Below are 24,463 nucleotides of genomic sequence, written 5' to 3' on the forward strand. Positions count from 1 at the left end.
ACGCTTTCGAAATGCTTCCCCCGCTACCTGTCCTTCACCTCAGGTTTAATCACTTCGTAAGCGAGGTTGCTGGGAGTTAGTAGTTCTCTTCCGGTAACAACGTATCCTGCAGCAATTCCAGATTTTCCAATACCTCGTTCGGCTCATGGAAATACGCCACGTGGTACATCGCCTCGCCTTCCTGCACCAGCGGGATGTTCTGCTTGCCGATGATGATGCCGTCGGCGTCTGCCACTACCTTGTCGAGTTCGTTGCCGTAGAGATCGGCGATGGTGGCGAGGGTTTCTCCTTTGCGCACGTGATCGCCGAGCTGGCGTTTGTGGTTGACGATGCCGCTGTCGCCGGCGCGCAGCCAGCCGCTGCGGCGGGCGACGAAGGGTTCGATGCCGTGTGGGGATTTTCTCGGGGGAAGCATCTGCAGGTGGCGCAGGACGTTGAGCACGCCTTTGACACCGGCGCGGATGCAGAGCTCGTCGAAGCGCAGGGCTTCACCGGCCTCGTACAGCAGGATACGCACGCCGAGGTCGGCGGCGGCCTGGCGCAGGGAGCCGTCGCGCAGGGTGGCGTTGAGGAGTACGGGGACGCCGAAGGCGGCAGCCATGGCGCGGGTCTGCTGGTCGTCGAGATTGGCGCGGATCTGCGGGAGGTTGCTGCGGTGTACGGCGCCGGTATGCAGGTCGATGCCGTAGTCGCATTTGGAGACGATCTGGTCGAGGAATACGTGGGCCATGCGCGCGGCGAGGGAGCCGCGGGCGGAGCCGGGGAAGGAGCGGTTGAGGTCGCGGCGATCGGGGAGATAGCGGGATTGCTGCAGTACGCCGTAGACATTGACTACCGGTACGGCAATAAGGGTGCCGCGCAGGGATTTGAGCGCTTTGCTGTTGATCAGGCGGCTGATGATTTCCACTCCGTTGAGTTCGTCGCCGTGGAGGGCGGCGCACACGAAGATGGTGGGTCCGGATTTTTTTCCGCGCTGTATGTACACCGGGATGGCCATTTCGGTGTCCGTGTATAGACGCACGATGGGCAGTTCGATTTTGCGGGTTTCGCCGCGGGCGACGGGCACGCCGGCGATGGTGATGACGTCGTCCATGGATTTCTTGACGTTGTTCGGGGGCTGTTGGGTCATTGTATAAGTGACTTTCTGTTCGATAGGCGTCGGAATAGTGTAATCGCGGTGAATGCACTGCGCCCGCGTTGCGGACCTGTCATCGGCTGCTGTTACAATCGGGCGACGTTCGGGCGCTGTCAGTCCGGCACCTGTTAACTGGATGATTGGATAGTGATGAAGCCCGAATTATTGAAAATGGCCCTGATTCTCGGGCTGTTGAGTTGCGTTGGTCCCTTTGCCATCGATATGTACCTGCCGGCGATGCCGGCCATGGCGGAGGATTACGGGGTGCCGGCGGCCATGTCCCAGTACACCCTGGTGGCGTTCTTTGTCGCCTTCGGGATCTGCCAGCTGTTCTACGGTCCGGCGGCGGATATGTTCGGGCGCAAACCGCCACTGTATTTCGGGCTGGTGCTGTTTCTGTTCGCCTCCGTAGGGTGTGCACTGGCACCCACGATCGAGTGGTTGATCGCGCTGCGTTTTGTGCAGGGCGTGGGGGCCGCCTCGGTGATGTCGATTCCGCGCGCGATCATCCGCGACCGCTACACCGGCACCGAGGCCACGCGCCTGATGACGACAATTATGCTGGTGGTCTCTGTTTCCCCGATGCTGGCGCCGCTGGTGGGCAGCCTGTTGATGGAGCCCTTCGGTTGGCCTGCGGTGTTTTACGGTGTGGCTCTGGCCACCTTGGCGAGTCTGCTGTTGATCCGTTTTGCACTGCCGGAAACACTGCCGATTGCCGCGCGTACCCCATTGGAAATCGGCGCCATGTTCGATGCTTTCCGGGTGTTGTTGCGGGATGCCTATTTCATGGGAATGACGCTGATCGGCGGCATGGGGATGGCGAGCTTCTTTGCGTTTCTGTCGGTCTCCACCTTCCTGTACACGGATTACTACGGCCTGACGCCCACTCAGTTCAGTCTGGCGTTTGCGTTGAATGCGTTGGGATTCTTCATTGCCAGCCAGTTCGCGGCGAACCTGTGTGAGCGTTTCGGCGGCGTAGCGGTAGTGAAGTGGGCGGTGACGGGCTTCGCCCTCAGCGCGGCGCTGAACCTGCTGTTGAACCTGCTGGGGGTGGACGACTTTGCGATGCTGGTGGGGCTTTTGTTACTGGGCAATGCCTTTCTCGGTCTGGTGGTGCCCACCAGTATGGTGCTGTCCCTGGACGACCACGGTCCCATCGCCGGCACCGCTGCGGCCCTTGGCGGCACTCTGCAGATGATGCTGGGTGCGGCGGCCATCGGCATAGTGAGTGCAGTGTTCGACGGTACACCGCTGATACTGGTGGCGGCGGTCGCTACCTGCGGGGTGGCGGCGGTGTTACTGTTTTTGCTGACACTGCGGCAGTCCCCGGCGCCGGCGATGAGCTGATTTCAGGAACCTGGACCAACAAAAAACCCGGCGCTGCAAAGTGCCGGGTTTTTTCTTTTCGTTTGCTTTCTGTTGGCGAATCAGAGCTTGATCCAGGCATCTCCCCAATTGGCGCCGGTTCCGGGTGCGTAGTGGTAGGGGCTGTTGATGTTGCACCACTGGCCCTCGGGGAAGGGGCGGCACTGGTAGCGGTTGCCGTCACTGCCGAGTACCACGGTTTCGCCCGGCACGTAGCTGCCGATACCCGCCGGGTACACATAGTCGTAATCCCCATTACCGGTGGATTCCGGCGTGTGCGTGATACCTGCGGTAGCGGTAGCGCTGACCTGCCCGTCGTTCACTGCGAGCTCGACGGTGACCGTCTGCGCCTGTGCCGGGGCATCGAGGTTCAGTACCACGTTCGCACCAGTGGTGCCGCTGAGGCTCGCACCGGCACCGCTCAGGATCTGCCAGCTGTAGCTCAGGGGGTCGCCGTCGGGATCGCTGGACTGGCTGGCGGACAGGTTGACCGCGCCGGCACCGGTGACGCTGGTGGGGGAGGCGCTGATAACTGCGCTGGGTGCCTGGTTACCATCGGCGGGCTGGATGTCCACCTCATGACTCAGGTTCAGATTTGCCTGAGTGTACACACGGTTGCCCGAGGCGCTCTGCACCGGTGTGATGGTGTCGCTGGCGGGGTCGAGTACACCGATGCGGGCATACTGGGACTGGGCGTTGACGGCGTTGGCAAACCCGAAGGCCCAGTCCGCGGCGGAGGCGTCCTGATTTACGCTGTAAACGATGCTTTCCAGGTCATTGCCACTGCTGTTAAACAGGCGCAGGGTCACCTGGCTGCCCGCGGATAGGCCGGACTGCGCCTGCAGCGCGCCCTCGTCTGCCCACACGCTGGTGCTGCCGCCACCAAGAACGACATCGGTACAGGTGTAGAAAGCTTCGGTACTGTCGTTGCGCTGCCAGGTGGTGTAGATCACATGCTTGCCGGTGAGTTGGGGCAGCGGGCAGGTGAGGGTATAGCGTTTGTCTGCGCCCACCGGCACATTGCCGAGACGACAGAATTCAAACAGGTCGCCCCACTTCAGCGGTTCGCTGCCGGTGTAGCCCTGCCGGGTGATGTAGAAAATCCAGTCGCGGGTGCTGTGGGGGGCGGTGGCGTAGAAGCGGAAATCGAACGTGCCGTCCGCCTTGGGGGTGATGGGAGTTGCCTGCCAGTCGCTGCGTGCCAGGTTCATGCCGGCGTACTTGCTGCGTCCACCCGCACAGAGCTGACCATCGGGCACCAGGGCCTGGTGGTTACCATCCGCGTTGGCCTGGTTGATCTCGTTCCAGTCGTAAAACGGCTGGGTGCCACCCACCGCCTTGGCCGCGGCGCAGGCAGGGTCTGACGGATTTTCCGGGTTGTTCAGGAAGCAGTTGTAAATGCGGCTCTCCGGCACTTCCATGGTGCCGTGTGCCTGGCTGGTTTGACTGAACGCACTGAGGAACAACAGCGGTGCGACGATGCCAGCGGCGGCCAGTGCGGAGGTCGGCCTGCTTTCCGGATCGGAGGAGGTGAATGTCATGGCGATTTCCTGCTTATTGTTGTTTGTCTTGTCGGTGTGCGCTCGGGCAGCGGCTCATGAAACCGAAAAATGACAACGCTGTCCTGCCCCTGTCATGCTAATGGAAGCCGCGCCCCCGCCAAGGGGAGCGTGCGCCAAAAAGAGGTACGTAAGTGCTAGTTCGTGACGTGTGGTGATGGATTTGTGATGCTTTCGTCGTCGACGGCCGCGGCGCTTTGCGCGCGGTTGCTCGGGGCGTCCCACCCGGGGTCCACGGTACCGGGGTGCGGGTGATGGCTGGCCAGCAATCGGCACTGGCCCGCATCCAGCGGTGCCGATGTGGTCCTGTGATCGGTGTGCCAGTAACTGAAGTCCCGGTAGTACAGCTGTGTCTCGCCGTCGAGGGTGCCGTCGCCGCCGCGAAAGGCGCCGGGGCCGGTATTGCCCTGTGATGGCTTCTGGTTGCGGTTCCAGCGGGGAGGCAGCCCCACAGGGCAGTTATCCAGCAGGGCCAGCAGGCAACCGCGGTCGTCGGCGACATAGAAGTGTCGCTCCTCGCGGATACTTCTGCCTTCTTCCCCACCGGAGTCGTCGGTGCGTGTCAAACGCGCCAGCGGGGTGTTGTCCAGTGGGTGGTACAGGAAGTGGGTCGCGGTTCTGCTCTCGCCGACTCGGGACACTTCACGCCAGAGACCGAGACTGGTCCAGTAGCTGGAAACGCGCCGCTGACGGCGGGAGCGGCGGTGGCTGCTGATTTTCGCCAGTCGGCGCCCGAAAGGATCGTAGCGGAAATAGGTGCTGAAATCGCCGCACTCGGCACTGTGCATTAATCCCCAGCCATCGAACTGGTAGCTGTAATGCCGTGGCCCGTTGGCGCTCGCACGCACCTCGCTCACCAGATTGCCGCGTCGGTCGCAGGCGGTTTCGGTTGACGGCGCCTCGCTGTCACTGCGTGTGAAGATAAGCGCTGGCTGCGTGCCGATGGTGCTGGCGGCGTCCGTTTTCCACCGGCAGTGATCACCGAGCGCAACCTGCTGCAGCAGGCCGCGGACAAAATGTCGCACCAGCTTGTGCTCGCCGAGACTCCATTTCTCGCTGCCGATACTTTCGGTATTTCTTTCGCCAGTCGGGTCATCCGCGTTTTCGGTGGATATGTGTTCCCGCTCGGTGCGCAGTAGCATTTCACCATTCACGTCCACGCCGTAGAGGGCGCCGCCAGCGGCGAAGATGTAGTTGATACTGACTTCGTCGGAACCGGCTCCCCTGAGCCAGCCGCGCGCGTCGTATTCGTAGTGAATGCTGAGACTTTCGCGGCGGTTGTCGATGTTGACGTCGTGGTGCTCGGCTGCAAGGCGGTTGCAGCGGTCGTACTGGAAACGCAGGTGGCAGCCATTGTTGGAAGCCTGCGACAGTCGACCGGCGTCGTCGAAATGAAAGCGGCAGTATTGACCGCTGTTGTTGCGGATTTTTTCCAGCGCACCGTCCGCGCGGTACTCGAGATACCAGTGGTTGTCGCTGTCGCGATATTCGCTCACGCGCCCGTTCGCGTCATACTGCCACTCCCGTTGCCGACAGGCATTGTCGGAAAATTCCCGCAATCGCCCGCAGCGGTCGTAGCGCCAGAGGAAACGGCCACCATCGGTTTCCAGCGCCGACAGGCGCCCGCGAAGATCGTAATTGAGGTACCAGGAACTTCCCCCGGCAAAGCGCAGGTGGCGCACAAGGTTGTGCCCATCGTTCTGCCACTGCAGCAATGGCGCTGCGCCGGCACTTTCACCGATGGCGCAGGCGCGCCCCTGATCGTCGTAGGTTACGAAAAATATGGCACCGGCAATTTCTGCGCGCTTCAGCAGACCTTTTTCATCATAGTGCCAGTGCCTGTCTGGCAGATCCGGCCGGTGGCCGCCGCTACAACCAGTGAACCGGCCCGCGCTGTCGTAGGTGAAGCGGTGGTGGCAATCACCCTGCTGCAGTGCGACAAGCTGGGATTGCGCATCCCACTGCAGTGATGTGATTCCGGACTCGGGGTCCGTCAGTTGCTGCAACTGTCCGCGTTCGTTGTATTCGCACAGCCATTTCTGGCCCGAGGGATCTGTGATGCCTGTGGGTTGCGACTGCTCGCCATAATTGAACGTCCAGCGCGTGGCTTCCGAGGTCTCTCCGCTCGTAACGACAGTGCGCAGGCGCCCTGGCTGTCATAGGCGAAGCGCCGGTGATGACCGTTGCGGGTCTGCCGCAGCAAACGACCGAATTCGTCGTGACGGAACAGGGTGCGCTGGCCGTCCAGATCCTGTCGCAGGCACAGGTTGCGATAGTGGTCGTAGAGAAAACGGGTTTCGTGTTGCGCCTGCTGCTCCTGTATGAGGTTGCCGCGTTCGTCGAACTGCCAGTGAATGTCGTGCTGGTCGGCGCTGCTCAGCGTGCACCGTCGCCGCGATGCCTGCCAGTGAAGTTTCAGTTCGAGGGCATTCTGATGTAGCTGATGGCAGCGACCGATCCGGTCGAAGGAAAAGCGAATCGTGCCTGCAGGCGATGAGAGCGATGTGAGTTGCGCACGTTCATAGTGATAACGTTCGCGCTGGTTGCGGGCCTCTGCGCTGATCAGCTGCCGCTCTTCATCGAAGTCATAATGACAGAGCGGTATATCCTCACCAGCTTGGGTATTGATGATTTTCGTCAACTGCCCGCCGTCAAAAATACATTCCAGTGTGCGGCCCCAGGAGGTAATGATCCGGTGTGGCTGGCCGTTACGGTAATCCACGCTGAGTGTATTGCCGTACGCATCGCGGATTTCACACAGGGGAGCGCTGTGTCCGGTGCCGTCGGCACGAAATATCTTGTCGGTGGTACCGAACCCGCCAATACGAAAGCTGTGCAGGCTCTGGCGCAGCAGGTAAAGGCGTTCGCAGCGGTTGTAGGTGGCGTGTCCGATCGCCGGCAGATCGAACGCGATAATGCGCCCCTCGGCGGTGTGCAGTACGACTTTGCGCTCCGTTTCGCTGGCCGCATCCGGCAACTGCAGCGACTCGCTCAGTGTGTGCCGCCAACCGTTGCCGAGTCCCTGCGGTGTTTCCGAACTCTGGCGATAAAAACGTTGCCAGCGAAACGGGAAAGGGCCGGGCAGTTGAAAGTCGGTCCTGGAAAACGCCAGCTCGCCATTAGCAGCGATAACGTGGTCCGCAACGCGCTGGCACTGGGCAAGCGTCGGCAGCGTATCACCGCGAAAATTGTGCCCGGGATAATTGCAGAACCTGATCGGTATTCCCGGTGGCAAATGCAATTGCGATACCTGTGGTGCCAGCGCCAGTGTGTAGCGCATGGGGGTGATTTGCGGTGGTCGCGGCCACAGTGGATTGAGTATTCCGGCGGGCGCGCCTGTGTGGGGCTTGCGCGCGAGGTTGTCGAGCCAGCGACAGAGGCCGACCGCATCTCCGGGGTTCTCAGGCAAACCTGGTGGAAAAAGCTCTGTGAGAAGCGATGGAATAAAATCGACCAGACGATCCGGTGTCATGTCGTTTACTCATAAAGTTCATAAATGCCGCGTAGCATTCTGTGTTAACACCCCATGTCAACATCCTGGGTCACAGTGCTGTTCATGGCGTGCCGTTGATATCCGTGGTCCTGAAATTTGGAAGTGGCCATCAGCGCTGCATCTTGCGCACGGTAATGTCTTCTTTGTGTTTCGGTTTCAGTGTGATCGGATCTCCGGAAAATTCGGCCGCCGCATCGCTGCGGCTGCAGAATTCAATGATGCCGGCACTGATGTTGTCGCGCCCGCCGCACTGGTTGGCATCTTCGATGAAGTGGTACACACATTCGAGTGCTGGACGATAGGTGGCCAGTACACGTTCGATGACCGGATCATCCAGATATTCCGTAAGGCCGTCGCTGCACAGGAACAAAAGCGCACTTTCTGTCAGCGTCCAGCTGTTCACGGTCGCCTCCACCTGTTCGGCGACACCCAGTGCGCGGGTAATGTGGTTTCTTACCTGGGACGATTGTGCCTGTTCCGGCGTCAGCTGACCCAAGTCGATCATCTCCTGTACCACACTGTGGTCGCGGGTGAGCCGTTGCAGTCCGTATTTGTTCCACAGATATGCGCGGGAATCGCCGATGTGCGCGACGATCAGAAAATCCTGCCAGATGACAACGGTAACCAGCGTTGTACCCATCTGCGAGAACTGGGGACGCGTTTGCTTGGTATCGAGAATTTTTCGGTTGGCGATGCCGATGGCTTCCACCAGTGCCGCGCGCAACATCAATTGTTGCTGATGCGGGGGGCAGGCAAGAAAAGTGGTATTGAGCAATGCGTTCAGTTGGCTTTGCAGTGTGTCGGCGGCAATCGCACTGGCGGTGGCGCCACCACTGTAGCCGCCCATACCGTCGGCAATAACGACGTAGGCAAAGGGGTGATGCGGGTCGCTGTGGCAGCGAATACTGTCTTCATTTTCCTCGCGCACCTGACCGATATCCGTGCGCCCGTTGACAGCCAGCCTGATGGGCTCCATGTCTGTCGCTGCTCCATGCCATGTTCTGAAAAACGAGAGTCCGTTCCGCTCTCGATCGAAATTCCGGTGATTGAATGCGGCAATGTTAACTTGCCAGCGCGGAAGGTTTGAATTTTTTTTGAATCATTTGCAATAATGCCGATCCTTTCCGGTAATGGACTCGCAGTTGGTACAGCTGTACAAATAAAAAAGGATTTTTTGGCAAAATGCCTCGTCTCCCGAGACTGAACCTGATTGATGTTCCCCAGCATATTGTGCAAGTCGGTCACAACAATCTGCCGTGCTTCTTCGACGATGAGGATTATCTTTTTTATCTGGCCAGCCTGCGCAGTGCGGCGGACCAGTATCGGGTTGAAGTTCACGCCTACGTACTGCTGCCAAATATGATTCAGATCATCGCCACCCCCCGGGTTCCCGAGGGTATTCCGTCGATGATGCAATCACTCGGGCGCCGCTATGTGCAGTTTGTCAATCATCGATATCGGCGCTCCGGTACCTTGTGGGCGGGACGTTATAAATCAAGCCTGATCGACTCGGACGCCTACCTGCTTACCTGTTATCGCTATGTGGAGTTGCGCCCACTCTATCTCGGCCTGGCGGATTCGCTCGGCGCCTATGCCTGGTCCAGTTTCAATCATCACGCCAGCAGTGAAGACAGCGATGTAATTACCGATCACAGGCTTTATCTCGAACTTGGCGACACCCCGCGCACGCGCGCCGAGGCCTATCGCAAACTGTTTCGCTATCGCTTTGATCGCCGGTTGCTCGAATATATTGCGGAGACCATCAAGCTGGGTCAGGTGCTGGGGGGCGATGTGTTCAAGGATAAAATTGAACAGATCGCGAATCAGCGCGTGCGTCCGCTGAAGCGCGGCCGGCCTAGAAAAAACGCTCCAGGAAAAAGCACGTCAGAAAACAACACAAAGCAAACGGCGGAAAAGCCGGCGGTCCACCAGCCGGAAAACGAAAAATCCGGCGTCGATCGAAAAGGTGAAAAGGTGTTCGCCAGGGAAATGGAATCAGGAATATGAGTCGGGCAACGATAAATACTGCAGGTTCCATTTTTGGAGCGGGCTCTACGAGTGAAAAGTTGCAAAGTTTGCACGATGGTTCCATTTCGGGTGGCGCCCGTTTGAAGGTCGCCGTCGTCGGTGATTTCAGCGGTCGCACCAGCCGTCAGCAATGCGAGCCGGAAACGATTGCCACCCGGACCGCGTATCGCCTGCGCAAAGACAATTTTGAAGCACTGTTCGAGCGGTTGCAGGTCGGTGTGCAGTTGCCGTTGATGGAAGAGCCTCTCTGGCTTCTGGAATTCGATGACCTGCATCCGGACTACCTGTACCAGCGCGTACCGTTGTTCCGGCAATTTATCGAGCTGGAAAAGCAGTTGCTGACGCCGGCCGAATTCGACCGTGCCGCGGAGGAAATCCGCCAGTGGAGCCCCGAACTTCGCGCACTGGACAGCGCGAGTGGCGCGCCCGCCGGCGACGGCCTCGGCGCGCGCTCGATGCTGGATGCCATTCTCGCCGGCGATGGTTATCGCCACCGGTATCAGGTCAGTGCTCAGGGGCAGATCGATCAGCTGATCAAGGACATCGTCGCGCCCTATGTGCAGGCGAAGCCGGATGCGAATCAGGGTGTTTATCTCGACGCCGTTACCCAGGCCGCATCGGAAGCCATGCGCAAGATCATGCACCACAGCGATTTCCGTCAGCTGGAGGCCAGTTGGCGCAGTCTGCGCCTGCTGCTGCGCAGGCTTGAGGATCACCCCGGGCTGGAACTGCACCTGATCGATATCAGCAAGGCCGAAATCCTGGCGGATCTTGCGCAGGCGGAAAGTGACCTGGAGCAGTCGCAACTGTTCCAGCGTCTGGTGACGCGTGAGGCGGTGGCGGGCAGCGGACCTTACAACCTCATTCTCGGCGATTTTTTTGTGACCGACGAAGAGCGCGACCTGCATATGCTGATCGATCTCGCCACCCTGGCCGAGGCCGCCGGCAGCGCCGTGGTGCTGGGTGGCGACAGTCGACTGGCGGGCTGCACCAGTCTCGCCGGTTCCATGGACCCGGACGACTGGCACTACCCGTTTGCGGAGGATTTTGCCGATAGCTGGCAGGCGCTGCGGGCCTATCCGTCCTGCGAACATATCGCCCTGGCCGCGCCCCGCTTCATGCTGCGGCTGCCCTACGGCGCCGATACCGCCAGTACGGAAACCTTCGCCTTTGAGGAGCTGACCCCGGAGCTGGGCCACCAGTATTACCTGTGGGGCAATGGCGCCTATCTGCTGGCGCTGTCCCTGTGCGCAGAGTTTGTTGCCGCGGGCCGCCCCTGCGGAGTGAATGCCGCGCGTTATGGAGACCTGCCGCTGCACCTGCGTACTCTGCCGCAGGGAAAATGGATGACGCCCTGTGCCGAGGCGCTGATGACCGACCGCGGCGCCGCGCGTTTTCAATCGGCTGGGCTCAGTACCCTGCGCTCGGTACAGGGGCGCGATGAAATCCTGTTGCCGAAACTGCAATCCCTGTGCGGAACCCCGCTCAAAGGGCCCTGGAGCTGAGTGATATGGACCTGCTGCTCTCTGTGGTTGCCGACCCCGACGGCGCCAACATGCTCAAACACACCCGGTTGTTCAAAACGGAGGGCGGCAGTTTTGGCCGCGCCGATAGCAACGACTGGGTATTGCCCGATCCGCAGCGGGTGGTGTCGTCGCGCCACGGCGAGATCATCTTCGCCGACAATCAATATTTTCTGGTGGACCAGAGCACCAATGGCACCTATCTCAATCAGTCCGGCGAGCCGCTGGGCAAGGGAAACCGCAGGCCGCTGAAAGACGGCGACATCATCGCCGCCGGCGACTACCAGCTGAAAGTGAGCATCCGCCAGCCGAAACCGGAGGGGGGGCTGCCCTCGGGGCTCGGCAGCGCGGATTTCCTGGACGCGGCCGACCGCACAACCTTCAGCTCCGCCGCCGCTGCCAAAATGCAGAGCGCGCAGGAGGCGAAGCAACTGGACAGCTGGTTGGAGCCCGCCAGTGGCGAGGACAAAAACCAGACCGGTGAATGGGGATATCTGGTTTCCGGTCAGTCCGCAGACTCCTTTGACAATTTTCTCGGGCAGGAATCCTCCACCGACCCGCTGCAGGCGCTGAACGCGCCATCGGGTACCACCGGCAATGATTTTGACCCCCTGGGTGGCTTTGGTGGCGGACACAAGCCCGCTACGGTCAACTCCTGGGGTGACGATGACGCCTGGTGGAAGGACGGCAGCGTCGACGATCACGCGCCCGCTCACAACCATGCGATGCAGTTCAGCGCGAAGCCCACAGTGTCCGCGCGGCAGCAATCGCCGGCGCCGCAGTCCGAAGTTGCCACCGCATCCGTGTCGCACGCCGAACACAATCCCTTTGCGGAATCCTTTTCCGCCATCGCCGGCGAGCAGGTGCAGGGCGCGCCGGGATTTGATATGCCCGCAGCTACTGCACCGTCATCAGCTCCCGCGGCAACGCCAGCGTCCGCTGGATTTGCCGGGGCGTCCCAGCAATTTGCACCGCTACCCGGCACCTTGCAGGCTCCGCAACCGCAACCGCAACCGCAACCGCAATCTCAATCCGCGGCCCAGTCCTCCGTGCTGACCGCGGTGCTGGCAGAAAAGCTCGGGCTCAAACTGAGCGCGGAACAGTGCCGGCAACTGGAGCAGCAGAGTGCGGAAATCGTCGAGGAAACGGTCTCGCGATTGATCCACCTGCTGCGCGCGCGTACCAGTATCAAGAACGAGCTGCGCGTACAGCGCACCATGATCCAGACCGAGGCCAACAACCCGCTGAAATTCAGCGCCAGCGCGCGCGATGCGCTGAGTGTGATGTTTTCCGGCAACGGCGCCTTCATGGCACCGGTCGAGGCGGTGCGCGACAGCTTCGATGATCTGTCCGATCACCAGGTGGCGGTGCTCGCGGGAATGCGCGCGGGCTACGACGCCATGCTGCGCTTTTTCAATCCCGAACAGGTGGTGCGCCGCAGCGGCAATCAGGGCGGTGTCTTTGCCAGCAAGAGCGCGCGCAACTGGGAAAACTTTGTGGAGATGTACAAGGATCTGGTGAGCGATCCCGACGCCTGCTATCGCAAGCTGTTCGGGGATGAATTTGCATCCACCTATGAAAGCCAGCTTTCGGAGCTGAAAAACGCGCGCCATTTCAGCAAAAGCTGAGTGTGCTGTGAGCCGCCGCCCACTGCGGCGAAAAAAAAACAGGAGAACACTGTGAAATTTCAAAAACTGCTGCAACTGCTGTTGGTATCGGTGCTTGCGATCGCGCTCAGCGCCTGTCAGACCACCCGCCGTACCCTGAATCTTGATACCAGCCTGGCGCTGGATGTAAACATCGCCAGCGATGTAAACCCGGACAGTGACGGGAGGGCGTCACCAGTGGTACTCCGTGTATTCATGCTCGCGGACGACCGCCAGTTTTCCCGCGAGGAGTTTCTCAATCTCTACGAAAACGCCCCGTCGCGCCTCGGCAAGGACCTGATCGACACCGTCATCCTCAAAGAATTTGCCCCCGGCGAGCAGCGGGTGGAACAGTTGGCGCTGACGCCGGAAGTGAAATATATCGGCCTGCTGGCGGAGTTTGTGCAGTACCAGGAGGCCGATGCGCTGATGCTGCTGCCGATTACCGATCACAAAAGAAATGCCTATGCCATCTCACTCGTGGGCACGCGCATGGCGTCGGCGGAGGCGCTGGACATGCGCGGTCGGGCGACGGCCGGGAGCAAGAAAAAAGACGAGGGAACGGTCACGATTTCCAGCGCCGAGTATGAGCGCCTGCGCAAAGCGCAGTAGCCAACTTCACGACTGGCCGGGTTCCACCATTTCTCACACTAAATTCGCAAGGCAATTGCCTGGCGCCGCAACAAGGACAGCGTATGTCGGCGAACAACAAGGTTATCTGGAGTGAGGGCATGTTCCTGCGACCCCAGCACTTCCAGCAGCAGGACCGCTATCTGGAACAGCTGGTGGAGGCGAGGGTTGGCGGTCTCGGTCCCTATACCTGGGGACTTCTGGAGCTCGCGATCGACAGCGAACCACTGGCGATGGGCAAAATTTCACTGTCGCGTGTGAGTGGGATTTTTCCGGATGGAACACCGATGCTGGCGCCGGAACACGAGCAGCTGCCCAACGTGCTGGATGTACCGGTCAATACCCGCGATGAAGTGGTTTACCTGTGCATACCCATGAAACGCCCGGGCAATCAGGAGTCGGTACGGGATCAGGAGGATTTTCCTCAGGCGCGCTACCAGGCCAGTAACTTTGATGCGCGCAACAGCGCGTCCACCTCCGGTGAGGCGGCGAGAATCCAGATTGGAAAATTGCGCACCTGCCTCAAGCTCGGCAGCGATGATCGAAGTGGCTACGCTGCTATTGGCATTGCGCGTATTCGCGAGCGTCAACCGGAAAAACCGGTGGAACTGGATGCAGAATTTATCCCGCCACTGCTGAATGCCGAAGCCTCCTCGGTCCTCAGGGCCTACATCGAAGAAGTCAGGGGGTTGCTGGATCATCGCGGCAGCGCACTCGGCCACCGTCTCAGCGACAGCGGCCGCAGCGGTTCGGCGGAAATTGCCGATTATCTGTTGCTGCAGGTCATCAACCGTTTTGAGCCGCTGCTGAAACAGATTACCGCGCAGCCACGCCTGCACCCGCACAGCCTGTTCCTGGAGTTGCTGCAGCTTGCCGGCGAACTGTCGACGTTTACCTCGGCCAACAAGCGGCCGCCGGAAATTCCCCGCTACGCACACGAAAATCTGCAACAGAGTTACGCCGGGCTTTTCTCTGCGCTGCGCCAGTCGCTGTCCACGGTGCTCGAGCAGACTGCGATACCGATGGAACTGGTTCAGCGCAAGTTTGGAATTTATGTCGCCCCGATTACCGATCCGTCGCTGGTGAAAACCGCAAGTTTTATCATGGCGGCCAAGGCGGATATGCCCGGCGACCTGCTGCGCAGCCGCTTCCCCGGCCAGGCCAAGGTAGCGCCCGTGGAAGCGATCCGCGAACTCATTTCCGCACAGTTGCCGGGGCTGTCCATCCGTGCGCTGCCGGTGGCACCGCGGCAGATTCCCTACCACGCCGGCTTTACCTATTTTGAAATCGAGCGCACCGGGGAGCTGTGGCAGGCGATGCAGCGCTCCGGTGGTTTCGCGGTGCATCTCGGCGCGGAGTTTCCCGGGCTGAACATGGAACTCTGGGCAATCAGGAATAACTGACGATGAGCAACGATGCCTATACGCCACTGAATGCCGGCGACCGCACCATCATGATCCCGACACCGGGCGCCGCCGCGCGCACGCCGCAACCACCGCCCCAGGGTATGCCCGCCGGCGACGGCGCCGCCGACCTGCGTATCCGCAACAGCCTGAACCCGCTGATCTCGGCGGCATCGAAACTGCTGGGTGCAATCGTCAAACTGCGGACCACCATGAACCACAGCAATGTGCCGGACCTGCACAAACGTCTCACGCGGGAAATCCAGAATTTCGAGCGCGAGGCCAAGCAGTTATCACTGGCACCGGAAACCGTGCTCACCGCGCGCTATCTGCTGTGCAGTGTGGTGGATGAAATTGTGCTTTCCACCCCCTGGGGTGCCGCCAGTGGGTGGAGCCAGCATTCGCTGCTGAGCCTGTTTCACAAGGAGACGTTCGGCGGCGAAAAATGCTTCCTGATACTGCAGCGTACTCTGGAGACACCCGGCTCCCACCTGCAGTTGCTGGAATTGTTTTATCTGTGTCTGAGCCTCGGTTTCCAGGGCAAGTACCGGCTGGTGCAGCGCGGTCATGAACAGCTGGAACAGATCCGCGAAAATCTCTATCGCACCATCGAGAGTCATCGCCCGGCGATGGAGCGGGATCTGTCCCCGCGCTGGAAAGGCTGTGTGGAACGCAAAACACGCCTGATCCAGTACATCCCCCTGTGGGTGATCGCGAGCGTGGTGCTCGGGGTACTCGCGGCCACCTTCAGCGGCTACCGCTGGTGGCTGTATCAGAGTGCGACACCGGTGGCGACGGAGATCCGCGCGCTGACGGAAAAAGACCAGGGAATTCTCGCCGCGCCGCGCTGAGCGCGGACATTGATTGCCCCGGCCGCAACCGCGTCGGGATCTGGAGCATTACATGAAACGCTTGGCCAATTTTTTTGCCAGTAAATGGGTACTCGGGCTGATCGGTATTACCGCCCTGTCACTGCTGATTTGGTTCGGTGCCGACTACATCAAATTCGGCAGCGACAACGCCACATTATCCAGTGGTGTGCGGACTACCATCATCGTCTTCCTGTTTGCCATCTGGCTGGTATGGAACCTGAGCCAGTGGCTGGTGGAGCGGCGCCAGAACCAGGCGCTGATCGGAAGTATCGAGAGTATCGAAGCCTCAAAGGAAGAGGAGCAGGACCCGGACCAGGAGCGCAGTCAGGAAGAACTCGCGGCCCTGTCTGAACGCTTTCGCGATGCCATGCAGGTGCTGCGCAAGGCACGCTTCAAGTCCCACAGAGGCAAAGTCTCCCTGTACCAGTTGCCCTGGTACATCATCATCGGCCCGCCCGGTTCCGGGAAAACCACCGCACTGGTCAATTCCGGTCTGGAATTTCCGCTCGCCCAGAGCCACGGCAAGGAAGCGCTCGGCGGCGTCGGCGGCACCCGCAACTGCGACTGGTGGTTTACCAATGACGCGGTGCTGATTGATACCGCCGGCCGCTATACCACCCAGGACAGTCACCGCGTCTACGACAACAGCGCCTGGAGGGCCTTCCTGAACCTGCTGCAACGCTATCGTCGCCGCCGCCCGATTAACGGGGTGCTGGTGGCCATCAGCCTGCAGGACCTGATGGTACAGACCGCGGAGCAGCGGGTGCACCAGGCCAAGACCATTCGCGCACGCATCAATGAACTGCAACAGCAGCTGGGTATCCGCTTCCCGATTTATCTCACCTTTACCAAATGCGATCTGGTAGCGGGTTTCAGCGAGTTCTTCGACAACCTGTCACAGGCGGAGCGCGAACAGGTGTGGGGGGTGAGTTTTCCCGAAGAAGCCAGTGCCGCCGCCGGTGCGCCGATTGACGACTTCGCGCGGGAGTTCCGCGGTCTGATCGAGCGTCTCAACCAGCGTGTGTTGTGGCGGGTGCATCAGGAACGTCATGTGGAGAAACGCGCGCTGCTGCAGGGATTCCCGGCGCGCATGGATGGATTGCTGGCGGTACTGTGTGATTTCGTCAAACAGACCTTCAGCCCCAATCGCTACGACACGGTGCCCATGGTGCGCGGTGTGTATTTCACCAGCGGCACCCAGGAAGGCAGTCCCATCGACCGCATGATGGCCACGGTGAGCGCTGACTTCGGGCTCGAGCGAGACGTGGCACCGAAATTCCAGGGTGTGGGAAAAAGCTATTTCCTGCACCGCCTGCTGAAAGACGTCATTTTTCCCGAGGCGGATCTGGTAGGGGTCAACCGCAAGCTGGAAAATGCCACGCGCTGGCTTCGCGGTGCGATCTATACCACCTCCGCCGTGGTGGTTGTCGGTGCGCTGTTCCTGTGGACCGGCAGCCTTGCGCAGAACAAATTGTATATGGGGGAGGTGCGCGACAATGTCGCGGAATTCGAGCGCGTGCGCACGGAGATCGGCACGCGCAGGCTGACACCGCAGGACAGCCTGCGCATGCTGGATCCGCTGTTTGCCGCATCCCGGGTTTATCAGAAAGAAGAACACCCATGGCTCAATAATCTTGGGCTTTACGATGACCGTGTGGATGCAGCGGCGGATGCACTTTATCGCGAGCAATTGCGGCAGACGTTCCTGCCGGCCCTGTTGCACATGGTGGAAGCCGATCTGTCCCGGCTCGACAGCAATGATCCCGCGCTGACCCACACTCTCAAGACTTACCTGATGTTCTTTACGCCGGACAAGCGCGATCTTGCGGTTCTCTCGGAGTACTTCAGTGCTGGCTGGTCGCGCCAGCTGTCCGGTGAAGCGGCGAAGCAGGCGCAGCTGCTTGCACACATGCAGCGACTGTTTGATGAACCGCTGCCGGAAAATCTGCAGCCGAATGAGCGCGTGGTGGCAAGTGCGCGCCAGCAGTTGCGCCGTATTCCGGTGCCGCAGCGCCTGTATGCACAGATGCAGCGCAGCGAGTTTGGCTCCACTCAAATCGACCTTTACGGTGAAGTGGGTGGTGACACCGCACAGCTGTTTGGTGTCGATCCCGCGGACAGCCGCTTTCATATTCCCTACCTGTACACCAAGGCCGGCTACAAGGACATGGAATTCGGCGCGGACTCGCCAATGCTGGATCAGTTGGCGGAGGAGCGCTGGATTTACGGTGGTGAACTGAGTGGAGAAGACTTCAGCCGCGAGGATCGCGAGAAGCTCGGCGAGGAGGTAAAACGGATTTATCTCAGTGAATACCAGCAGCGCTGGCAGCAGTTCCTGGGTGGATTTTCCATTCGCGGCTTCCAGTCCACGGCACAGGCCCTGGATGTGTTGGCGAAACTTTCCGACCCGGTGTATTCGCCGCTACTGGCCATCACGGAAATTACCGCGGACAACACGGCGCTTACCGCACGGCCGGAACTGCCGGCGGACGCAAGTGGTGTCGCCCTGCCGGTGTCGAGCAACACCCGCCGACTGGGCGCGGCCGCCGTCAGCAGCGCGGCGGGTGCACTGGCGGAACAATTCCAGCCCACCGTGGTGGATCTGCGCTTTGAAGAACTGCAACGCCTGACCCGCAGTGAAAAAGGTCGTCCTGCACGTATTCAGGAGTACCTGACCAGCATCAATCAGGTTCAGGAATATCTCGCGGAAATCGACAGTGGCGTCAATCCGGATGAAGCGGCGTTCGGCAAAGCCAAAGCGCGATTCAATGGTGCCAGTGACGCGATCAAGCAATTGCGGATAAAGGCCGCTAACGCGCCCGCGCCCTTCGACCAATGGTTGGAAGAAGTTGCCGATGGCACCTGGTCACTGGTGATGGCAAAAGCCAAGCGCCACGTGGACAAGGCCTGGCGCGAACAGGTGTACAGCGTATACAGCCGCAGTCTTGCCGATCGCTTCCCGCTGCGTACCGGTGTCGACCTCGATGCCCCGGTGCTGGAGTTCAACAGCTTTTTCAAACCCGGTGGCGTAGAGCAGCAGTTCGTTCAGCAGTACCTGCAACCATTCGTGGATACCCGCAGCTGGAAAGTGAAATCGCTGGAAGGCCAGAGCATCGGAATTTCCTCCGGCGCCCTCACGCAAATGCAGCGGGCCGAACGCATTCGCAAAACCCTGTTCAGTGCAGGGGAGCAAGCGGGTTACCAGTTCCGTATCGAACCGACAAAACTGGATTCCGGTGTGCGCCTGTTTGCATTGGAACTGGGTGGGCAGCGTGTGCCTTACTCTCACGGTCCGCGCACCAGCAGCAAACTGGACTGGAAAGGCGGCGAGTCCAATCGTGTGCGCATCATTTTTGAAGACCTTAACGAAACGGTACACCGCCAGCACTTCGAGGGCGACTGGGCCTGGTATCGTCTGTTGCTCAATTCCGACGTCGAGCGTGGGCGCAGCAGCAATGAGTATCTGGTGACCTTCCGCGAGTCCGGGCGCGAGGCGCAGTTCCGTCTGTCGGCAAGCGGGGTCAACAATCCGTTCGATCAGACCCTGCTGGCAGGCTACCGTTGTCCCCAGGTACTTTGAGCGCAGTGGCCATGATGCAGAAAGGATTATTCGGGAAATTGCCGGGTCACGGTGATTTTGTTCAGAGGGATTTGCCGGGAAGTTTTGTCACCCCCTGGGACGAATGGCTGCAGCGCGCGGTGTACGGTTCGAGAGAATTGGTGGGAGAGCGCTGGCTGGAGTATTACCTGACCAGCCCTATCTGGCGGTTTGCTCTGTCTGCCGGTGTGCTGAATCAGCAGGCTTGGGCGGGAGTGCTGGTGCCGAGTGTCGACAGTGTAGGGCGTTATTTCCCGGTGACCATGGCGGTGCCGCTGCCTGCGGGAAGTAATCTGTTTGATGTGCAGGTGAGGGCCGAGGCGTGGTACAGCGAGCTCTCCGAGCTCGCGATCAATGCATTGCAGAACGCGCTGCTGGCGGACCAGTTGCTGGAACTGTTTCCGCCGTTTCCCGCGCTGGCACAAAAAAACACAGAAGTAGAAAACGATGATTCGCTTGTGAAGGTGTGCGGCGAGCCCAGCATCGCCGGCAGCTATCCGGCACTGCTGGAATATCTGTACCGAGAGCGACACCCTAGCTTCAGTTTGTGGTGGTGTTCAGGTTCTCAGTTTCTTGCACCAAAAACCATGTTGAGCGCAGGCCTTCCCGATCCATCGGAATATGGCTGCATGCTGGGCGCACCGAAATTTCATTGGTGAACGATATCTCGAATTGCCGTTTGCGTTAGTTGGTATTTTTGTACCAATAAAAAACCGGATTTACCTGTAGAGAATTTCAAATCGGTGTTCAATGAGAAATGGATTTCGATAAAATGATGCAGTGATTTTTGCATAACAGGTACGGTCGTGCCGGTTATGTATTGCAGATTGTTGTCGTTGGTTTTTTTGATTTCAGTGATTGCCACAGGTTTGGCGAATATCGGAAGTGATAGAAAACAATCGGCAATTTCAGGGAGGAGGCTTGCGGCGATTATCCGCTGTAAGACATGCGGGGGAATGGAATGTCTGCCAGTACTTATCAGGTGATTTTTACCGGTTCGCTTCGCGATGGCTTCAGCCGCCGTGAAGGAATCAGCCAGTTGGCAAAACGCCTGAGTCTTGATTTTGATCAGATAAAAAAGCTGCTGACGTACTCGCGTCCGGTGGTGAAATGCTGCAAACAGATGATAGAGGGGGAGCGTCTGGTCCAGGCGTTCTGGCAGGCGGGCTGGCGCAGCGAACTGATCTGTGACGGCCATTTGCTGTTTGATGGTGAACAGCATTTTCCCGGTGTGGGTGGACCTGCGGCGGATGAGACGGAGAAGCAGCGGTTGTTTTGTGAAGAGGCGCGCTGCTCAATCGAGGTGCCCGCAGGATGGCAAGCACTTACCGATCTCAACGGTAGTGCCGTGATGCAGTCGGGTAACCTGCGCGAGAATCAGTTTCTGGTGGTGCTTTCCCAGAATCTGCTGGATCTGCCTGCGGCATCCACCATCGGCGCCTACTGTGGCGCACAACTCAAACAGTGTGCGGCGAAGTTGCAAGACAGTGAAATTCTGATACCGGCCACACCGCTGGAAGAGGGTGATTTTCCCGCCTGTTTCGGTGAGATCAGCGCGTATATTGACGGCCTGCCGGTGCAGTACCTCGTGGTGTGTATTGAATGTGATGAGCGGATCTACACGCTGTTTTTGTGGTGTGAAGCCAGAGACTTCGGGCGCTGCAGAAAGGATTTTGATCGCATCGTACTGAGCTTTCGCTCAGAGTTTTTGGCCGCGCCAGCCAATGAAGCAGGACATCGGGTCGCGCGACACGGAACTTTGTCCATGGCCTGACCGGCCGTGTCCAAGAAAAATGAGAGCAGCGTGTGGCTGCCAAACTTGAAAGGGAATTCTCATGGCACTGGCCAATGTCACTGATCTGGGTGCGCTTTTGCAGGATATCGCCGGGGACCTTCCTCAGGGTGAAGATATCCGTTCCGATCGCTCCCCGACGTCCGACTATTACACCATCAAGGATGCCCGCAACAGCGCGCGCGCCGCGGAACGCTCCGCGAGGTTTGACGACAGCGATATCGATCTGCTGGCGCCCTGGCGGGACGTTGCAAAGACCGCCGAAAAAATTCTTAAAGGGAAAAGCAAGGATCTTGAGGTTGCCAGCTGGTATACCGAGGCGCTTATCCGCCTGCATGGCTTTGCCGGCCTGCGCGATGGTTTCCAGCTGATCGAAGGCATGATCGATGGCTACTGGGAAAACCTGTATCCCGAGCCCGATGAAGACGGTCTTGAAACCAAAGTCGCGCCGCTTACCGGGCTCAATGGCGACGGCGTCGACGGCACATTGCTGCTGCCAATCCGCAACGCGGATATAACCCCGGAAGGCGATTTCGGCGGTTTTGCCTTTGTTCACTACCAGCAGGCCCGCGATGCCGACAAACTCTCTGATCCGGATGCAAAGGCCGCGCGCATCGAAACCCTCGGCTACAGCCTGGATGACATCGAGCAATGCGTACAATCCGCAAGTGCGCAGTGGGCGATGGATCTGGTGGAAACCATCGAACAGGCGCTCACCAGCTACAAAGCCATCAATGAGCGTCTGCGCGCAAGCTGCGGCCAGGATGCGCCACCCTATTCGAGCATCACCGGGCTTCTCGATGAAGTGCTTCGCACCACCCGGTTTGTCTACCAATCTCATCTGGAAGCGCTGAGCGCCATTGAAACGGCGGCGGCACAGAGCGATGAATCCGCTTCCGCCCAGGCCGTTGCCAATGGCGCGACGGCAGTGGCCTCCCAGGTCGTCAGTGTTCCCAACGGCGCGATCAACAGCCGTGAAGACGCACTGATATTGCTGGAGAAGGTGGCCAAGTATTTCCGCACTTATGAGCCACACACCCCGCTTGCTCCGGGTCTGGAGCGTCTTGTCGGCTGGGGGCGCATGACCGTCGCCGAGCTGATGACGGAGCTTCTGCCCGATGACACCTCGCGGGCTATCTATTCACAGTTGACCGGTGTGCGCCTCGATGGCTCGGACAGTCAACGTTATGTCGCGCCTCCGGCAACGCAAAGCAGTGCTGCGCCCGCCGGCAATCCTGAAGCGGTAAGCACCGGTGAGGCGCCCGCCTCCGACAGCGGCTGGGGCGCGCAGCCACAATCGGAAACCACAGAATCCGGTTGGTAAAACCAGAGTAATCACCACGATTCCTGAATTGAGGAAAGGAGACCCTGATGTCCGAGAGTATTCACAACAAACTGAAGCGTGTACGCAAACCGCGCGTACACATCACCTACGACGTTGAAACCAACGGTGCCGAAGTCAAGAAGGAGCTGCCGTTTGTCACCGGGGTAATGGGCGATTACTCCGGTGATAACACCGAGAACCGCAAGGCATTAAAAGAGCGCAAGTTCGTACAGATTGATCGCGACAATTTCAACGATGTGATGGCGAAGGTAAATCCGAAACTGGGGCTTCAGGTGGAAAATACCCTGGCCGGTGACGGCAGCAAAATGGCGGTCAATCTCGACTTCAACCACATGGACGATTTCTCGCCCGAGCAGATCGTCGAGCAGGTGGAACCTCTCAAGCAGTTGCTTGAAGCGCGCAGCAAACTGCGCGACCTCCTGAGCAAAGCCGACCGCTCCGAGGAGCTGGAAAAAGTACTGGAAGACATTCTGAAGAGCACGGAAAACGTCAGCGCCATTTCCGAGCAGCTGGGCCTTGGGGAAGACAAGGGAGAGGACGCGTAATGAGCACCGAAGTTGAGAACGTCGCGGAACAGGTCACGGAAGAGCAATCTGTCAGCCTGCTTGAGCAGGCGATTTCCGCGACCAAGCAGACCCAGCGCGAAGAGGCGCAGGACCTGATTGCCAACCTGACGCAGCAGGTACTGAAAGGCACGGTAACCTGGGATCGCAACCTGACCCAGACCATCAGCAAAGCCGTCAAGGCCATCGATCAGGCTATGTCCAGACAACTGGCGGCCATCATGCACGATGAAAAATTCCAGAAGCTGGAAGGCTCCTGGCGTGGCCTCAACCACCTGGTGATGAACAGTGAAACCAGCGCCACCCTGAAAATCCGCATGATGAACATCAGCAAGCGGGAACTCTTCCGGGATCTGGACAAGGCGGTGGAATTCGATCAGAGCCAGACCTTCAAGAAAATCTACGAAGAGGAATTCGGCAGTGCCGGTGGTGAGCCTTTCGGCTGCATGATCGGTGACTTCGAATTTACCAGCCACCCGGAAGACATCGAGCTGCTGAGCAAAATGTCCAACGTCGCGGCGGCGGGTTTCTGCCCGTTTGTCTCCGCCGCCGGCGCCGGCATGTTCGGTTTCAGTGACTTTACCGAGCTTTCCAAGCCGCGTGATCTCGGTGGGATTTTTGAATCCGGTGAGTACATCAAGTGGCGCAGTTTCCGCGACAGCGAAGATTCCCGCTTCGTGACTCTGGTCATGCCGCGCACCCTAGCGCGCACACCGTACGGCGCAAACACCAAGCCGGTGGAGTCTTTCAACTACGAAGAGTTTGACGTGGATGAGTCCGGCATTTCCAAACCCGCCGAGCACGACCAGTACTGCTGGATGAATGCGGCCTATGTCATGGGGACTACCATGACCCGCGCTTTTGCCGAAAACTCCTGGTGCACCGCCATTCGCGGCGCCGAGGGTGGCGGTAAGGTGGAGGGGCTGCCGACTCACCTGTTCAAGAGCGACGACGGCGATCTGGACCAGAAGTGTCCGACGGAAATCGGTATTACCGACCGCCGCGAAGCGGAGCTGAGCGCCCAGGGATTCCTGCCGCTGTGCCACTACAAAAACACGGATTACTCTGTCTTCTTCGGTTCCCAGAGCGCCCAGAAAGCGAAGGTATTTGACAACCCGGATGCGACCGCAAACGCAGCGATTTCCGCGCGCCTGCCCTACCTGATGGCCACATCCCGCATCGCCCATTACCTGAAAGTCATGGCGCGCGACAAGGTGGGGTCGTTTATGGAAGCCGGTGACTGCGAACGCTGGCTGAACAGCTGGATTTCCCAGTACACCAACTCCAACCCCGACGCCAGCCCGGAAATGAAAGCGAAATACCCGCTGGCGGAAGCCAAGGTGGAAGTGAAGGAAATCCCGGGACAACCCGGTTGTTACAGCGCCGTGGCCTATCTGAAGCCGTGGTTGCAAATGGAAGAACTCACTACTTCCATGCGCATGGTTGCCAATATCCCGACCGCGGGATAACGCGTGTGGGGCCGCTCATCGTGGCGGCCCCACGGACTTTTT

At 59.5% G+C, this 24,463-nt stretch carries 18 protein-coding genes; 13 read left to right on the plus strand and 5 right to left on the minus strand.

Annotation, left to right across the window (positions count from 1 at the left end):
* Nucleotides 1-76 precede the first annotated feature (76 nt).
* On the minus strand, nucleotides 77-1,129 hold the full coding sequence (locus tag C3938_RS08970; protein ID WP_418903577.1) for a succinylglutamate desuccinylase/aspartoacylase family protein: 1,053 nt from the start codon (nucleotides 1,127-1,129) through the stop codon (nucleotides 77-79).
* Between the two features lie 156 nt (nucleotides 1,130-1,285).
* Here C3938_RS08970 and C3938_RS08975 point away from each other — a divergent pair, with 156 nt between their 5' ends.
* A complete protein-coding gene (locus C3938_RS08975) occupies nucleotides 1,286-2,482 on the plus strand; it encodes a multidrug effflux MFS transporter (RefSeq protein ID WP_105102804.1) in 1,197 nt (398 codons plus the stop codon).
* Nucleotides 2,483-2,562: 80 nt separating this feature from the next.
* On the opposite strand, the gene C3938_RS08980 is transcribed toward C3938_RS08975, so the two are convergent.
* The 4 genes from C3938_RS08980 to C3938_RS08990 form a co-directional block, all read right to left on the minus strand.
* A complete protein-coding gene (locus tag C3938_RS08980; RefSeq protein ID WP_105102805.1) occupies nucleotides 2,563-4,041 on the minus strand; it encodes a lytic polysaccharide monooxygenase in 1,479 nt (492 codons plus the stop codon).
* A gap of 155 nt (nucleotides 4,042-4,196) precedes the next feature.
* Complete coding sequence (locus C3938_RS08985) at nucleotides 4,197-6,065, minus strand: hypothetical protein (RefSeq protein ID WP_158681617.1); 1,869 nt, start codon at nucleotides 6,063-6,065, stop codon at nucleotides 4,197-4,199.
* On the minus strand, nucleotides 6,053-7,468 hold the full coding sequence (locus C3938_RS17830; protein ID WP_158681618.1) for a DUF6531 domain-containing protein: 1,416 nt from the start codon (nucleotides 7,466-7,468) through the stop codon (nucleotides 6,053-6,055). The genes C3938_RS08985 and C3938_RS17830 overlap by 13 nt, the downstream gene beginning before the upstream one ends.
* Before the next feature lie 193 nt (nucleotides 7,469-7,661).
* Nucleotides 7,662-8,528, minus strand: a complete 867-nt coding sequence (locus C3938_RS08990; RefSeq protein WP_105102807.1) for a Stp1/IreP family PP2C-type Ser/Thr phosphatase — start codon at nucleotides 8,526-8,528, stop codon at nucleotides 7,662-7,664.
* A 206-nt stretch (nucleotides 8,529-8,734) separates the two neighbouring features.
* On the opposite strand from C3938_RS08990, the gene C3938_RS08995 reads away from it, so the two are divergent.
* From C3938_RS08995 to tssC, 12 genes are all read left to right on the plus strand, one after another.
* Nucleotides 8,735-9,559: a transposase gene (locus tag C3938_RS08995; protein WP_233998729.1), complete on the plus strand. Its 825-nt coding sequence runs from the start codon at nucleotides 8,735-8,737 to the stop codon at nucleotides 9,557-9,559.
* A 59-nt stretch (nucleotides 9,560-9,618) separates the two neighbouring features.
* The gene (locus C3938_RS09000; protein ID WP_158681619.1) at nucleotides 9,619-11,085 is read left to right on the plus strand and encodes a type VI secretion system contractile sheath domain-containing protein; all 1,467 of its coding nucleotides are present in this window, start codon (nucleotides 9,619-9,621) and stop codon (nucleotides 11,083-11,085) included.
* 5 nt (nucleotides 11,086-11,090) lie between these two features.
* Nucleotides 11,091-12,731: a type VI secretion system-associated FHA domain protein TagH gene (tagH, locus tag C3938_RS09005; protein WP_105102809.1), complete on the plus strand. Its 1,641-nt coding sequence runs from the start codon at nucleotides 11,091-11,093 to the stop codon at nucleotides 12,729-12,731.
* A 51-nt stretch (nucleotides 12,732-12,782) separates the two neighbouring features.
* The gene (gene tssJ / locus C3938_RS09010; RefSeq protein WP_105103305.1) at nucleotides 12,783-13,361 is read left to right on the plus strand and encodes a type VI secretion system lipoprotein TssJ; all 579 of its coding nucleotides are present in this window, start codon (nucleotides 12,783-12,785) and stop codon (nucleotides 13,359-13,361) included.
* Nucleotides 13,362-13,444: 83 nt separating this feature from the next.
* Nucleotides 13,445-14,782 carry a type VI secretion system baseplate subunit TssK gene (gene tssK, locus C3938_RS09015; protein ID WP_105102810.1) on the plus strand — a complete coding sequence of 446 codons (1,338 nt, stop codon included), beginning with the start codon at nucleotides 13,445-13,447 and terminating at the stop codon, nucleotides 14,780-14,782.
* A 2-nt stretch (nucleotides 14,783-14,784) separates the two neighbouring features.
* Nucleotides 14,785-15,633: a type IVB secretion system protein IcmH/DotU gene (icmH, locus tag C3938_RS09020; protein ID WP_105102811.1), complete on the plus strand. Its 849-nt coding sequence runs from the start codon at nucleotides 14,785-14,787 to the stop codon at nucleotides 15,631-15,633.
* Between the two features lie 52 nt (nucleotides 15,634-15,685).
* Nucleotides 15,686-19,234, plus strand: coding sequence for a type VI secretion system membrane subunit TssM (gene tssM, locus C3938_RS09025; RefSeq protein WP_105102812.1), 3,549 nt, complete (start codon nucleotides 15,686-15,688; stop codon nucleotides 19,232-19,234).
* An 11-nt stretch (nucleotides 19,235-19,245) separates the two neighbouring features.
* On the plus strand, nucleotides 19,246-19,911 hold the full coding sequence (gene tagF / locus C3938_RS09030; protein WP_105102813.1) for a type VI secretion system-associated protein TagF: 666 nt from the start codon (nucleotides 19,246-19,248) through the stop codon (nucleotides 19,909-19,911).
* A gap of 302 nt (nucleotides 19,912-20,213) precedes the next feature.
* Nucleotides 20,214-21,026, plus strand: a complete 813-nt coding sequence (locus C3938_RS09035; RefSeq protein ID WP_105102814.1) for a hypothetical protein — start codon at nucleotides 20,214-20,216, stop codon at nucleotides 21,024-21,026.
* Between the two features lie 61 nt (nucleotides 21,027-21,087).
* A complete protein-coding gene (tssA, locus tag C3938_RS09040; RefSeq protein ID WP_105102815.1) occupies nucleotides 21,088-22,368 on the plus strand; it encodes a type VI secretion system protein TssA in 1,281 nt (426 codons plus the stop codon).
* Nucleotides 22,369-22,415: 47 nt separating this feature from the next.
* Nucleotides 22,416-22,934, plus strand: a complete 519-nt coding sequence (tssB, locus tag C3938_RS09045; RefSeq protein ID WP_105102816.1) for a type VI secretion system contractile sheath small subunit — start codon at nucleotides 22,416-22,418, stop codon at nucleotides 22,932-22,934.
* Nucleotides 22,934-24,421 (plus strand): type VI secretion system contractile sheath large subunit, encoded by a 1,488-nt coding sequence (gene tssC, locus C3938_RS09050; protein ID WP_105102817.1) that lies wholly within the window; start codon nucleotides 22,934-22,936, stop codon nucleotides 24,419-24,421. Before tssB ends, tssC begins: the two co-directional genes overlap by 1 nt.
* The last annotated feature ends 42 nt before the right edge of the window (nucleotides 24,422-24,463 follow it).

The sequence above is a fragment of the Microbulbifer pacificus genome (assembly GCF_002959965.1).
Taxonomy (GTDB): domain Bacteria; phylum Pseudomonadota; class Gammaproteobacteria; order Pseudomonadales; family Cellvibrionaceae; genus Microbulbifer; species Microbulbifer pacificus_A.

Bases quoted from the DNA above. Each gene is read 5' to 3' on its own strand.
- C3938_RS08970 (WP_418903577.1), bottom strand. From the start codon at position 1,129: ATGACCCAACAGCCCCCGAACAACGTCAAGAAATCCATGGACGACGTC.
- C3938_RS08975 (WP_105102804.1), top strand. From the start codon at position 1,286: ATGAAGCCCGAATTATTGAAAATGGCCCTGATTCTCGGGCTGTTGAGT.
- C3938_RS08980 (WP_105102805.1), bottom strand. From the start codon at position 4,041: ATGACATTCACCTCCTCCGATCCGGAAAGCAGGCCGACCTCCGCACTG.
- C3938_RS08990 (WP_105102807.1), bottom strand. From the start codon at position 8,528: ATGGAGCCCATCAGGCTGGCTGTCAACGGGCGCACGGATATCGGTCAG.
- C3938_RS08995 (WP_233998729.1), top strand. From the start codon at position 8,735: ATGCCTCGTCTCCCGAGACTGAACCTGATTGATGTTCCCCAGCATATT.
- tagH (WP_105102809.1), top strand. From the start codon at position 11,091: ATGGACCTGCTGCTCTCTGTGGTTGCCGACCCCGACGGCGCCAACATG.
- tssK (WP_105102810.1), top strand. From the start codon at position 13,445: ATGTCGGCGAACAACAAGGTTATCTGGAGTGAGGGCATGTTCCTGCGA.
- icmH (WP_105102811.1), top strand. From the start codon at position 14,785: ATGAGCAACGATGCCTATACGCCACTGAATGCCGGCGACCGCACCATC.
- tssM (WP_105102812.1), top strand. From the start codon at position 15,686: ATGAAACGCTTGGCCAATTTTTTTGCCAGTAAATGGGTACTCGGGCTG.
- tagF (WP_105102813.1), top strand. From the start codon at position 19,246: ATGATGCAGAAAGGATTATTCGGGAAATTGCCGGGTCACGGTGATTTT.
- C3938_RS09035 (WP_105102814.1), top strand. From the start codon at position 20,214: ATGTCTGCCAGTACTTATCAGGTGATTTTTACCGGTTCGCTTCGCGAT.
- tssA (WP_105102815.1), top strand. From the start codon at position 21,088: ATGGCACTGGCCAATGTCACTGATCTGGGTGCGCTTTTGCAGGATATC.
- tssB (WP_105102816.1), top strand. From the start codon at position 22,416: ATGTCCGAGAGTATTCACAACAAACTGAAGCGTGTACGCAAACCGCGC.
- tssC (WP_105102817.1), top strand. From the start codon at position 22,934: ATGAGCACCGAAGTTGAGAACGTCGCGGAACAGGTCACGGAAGAGCAA.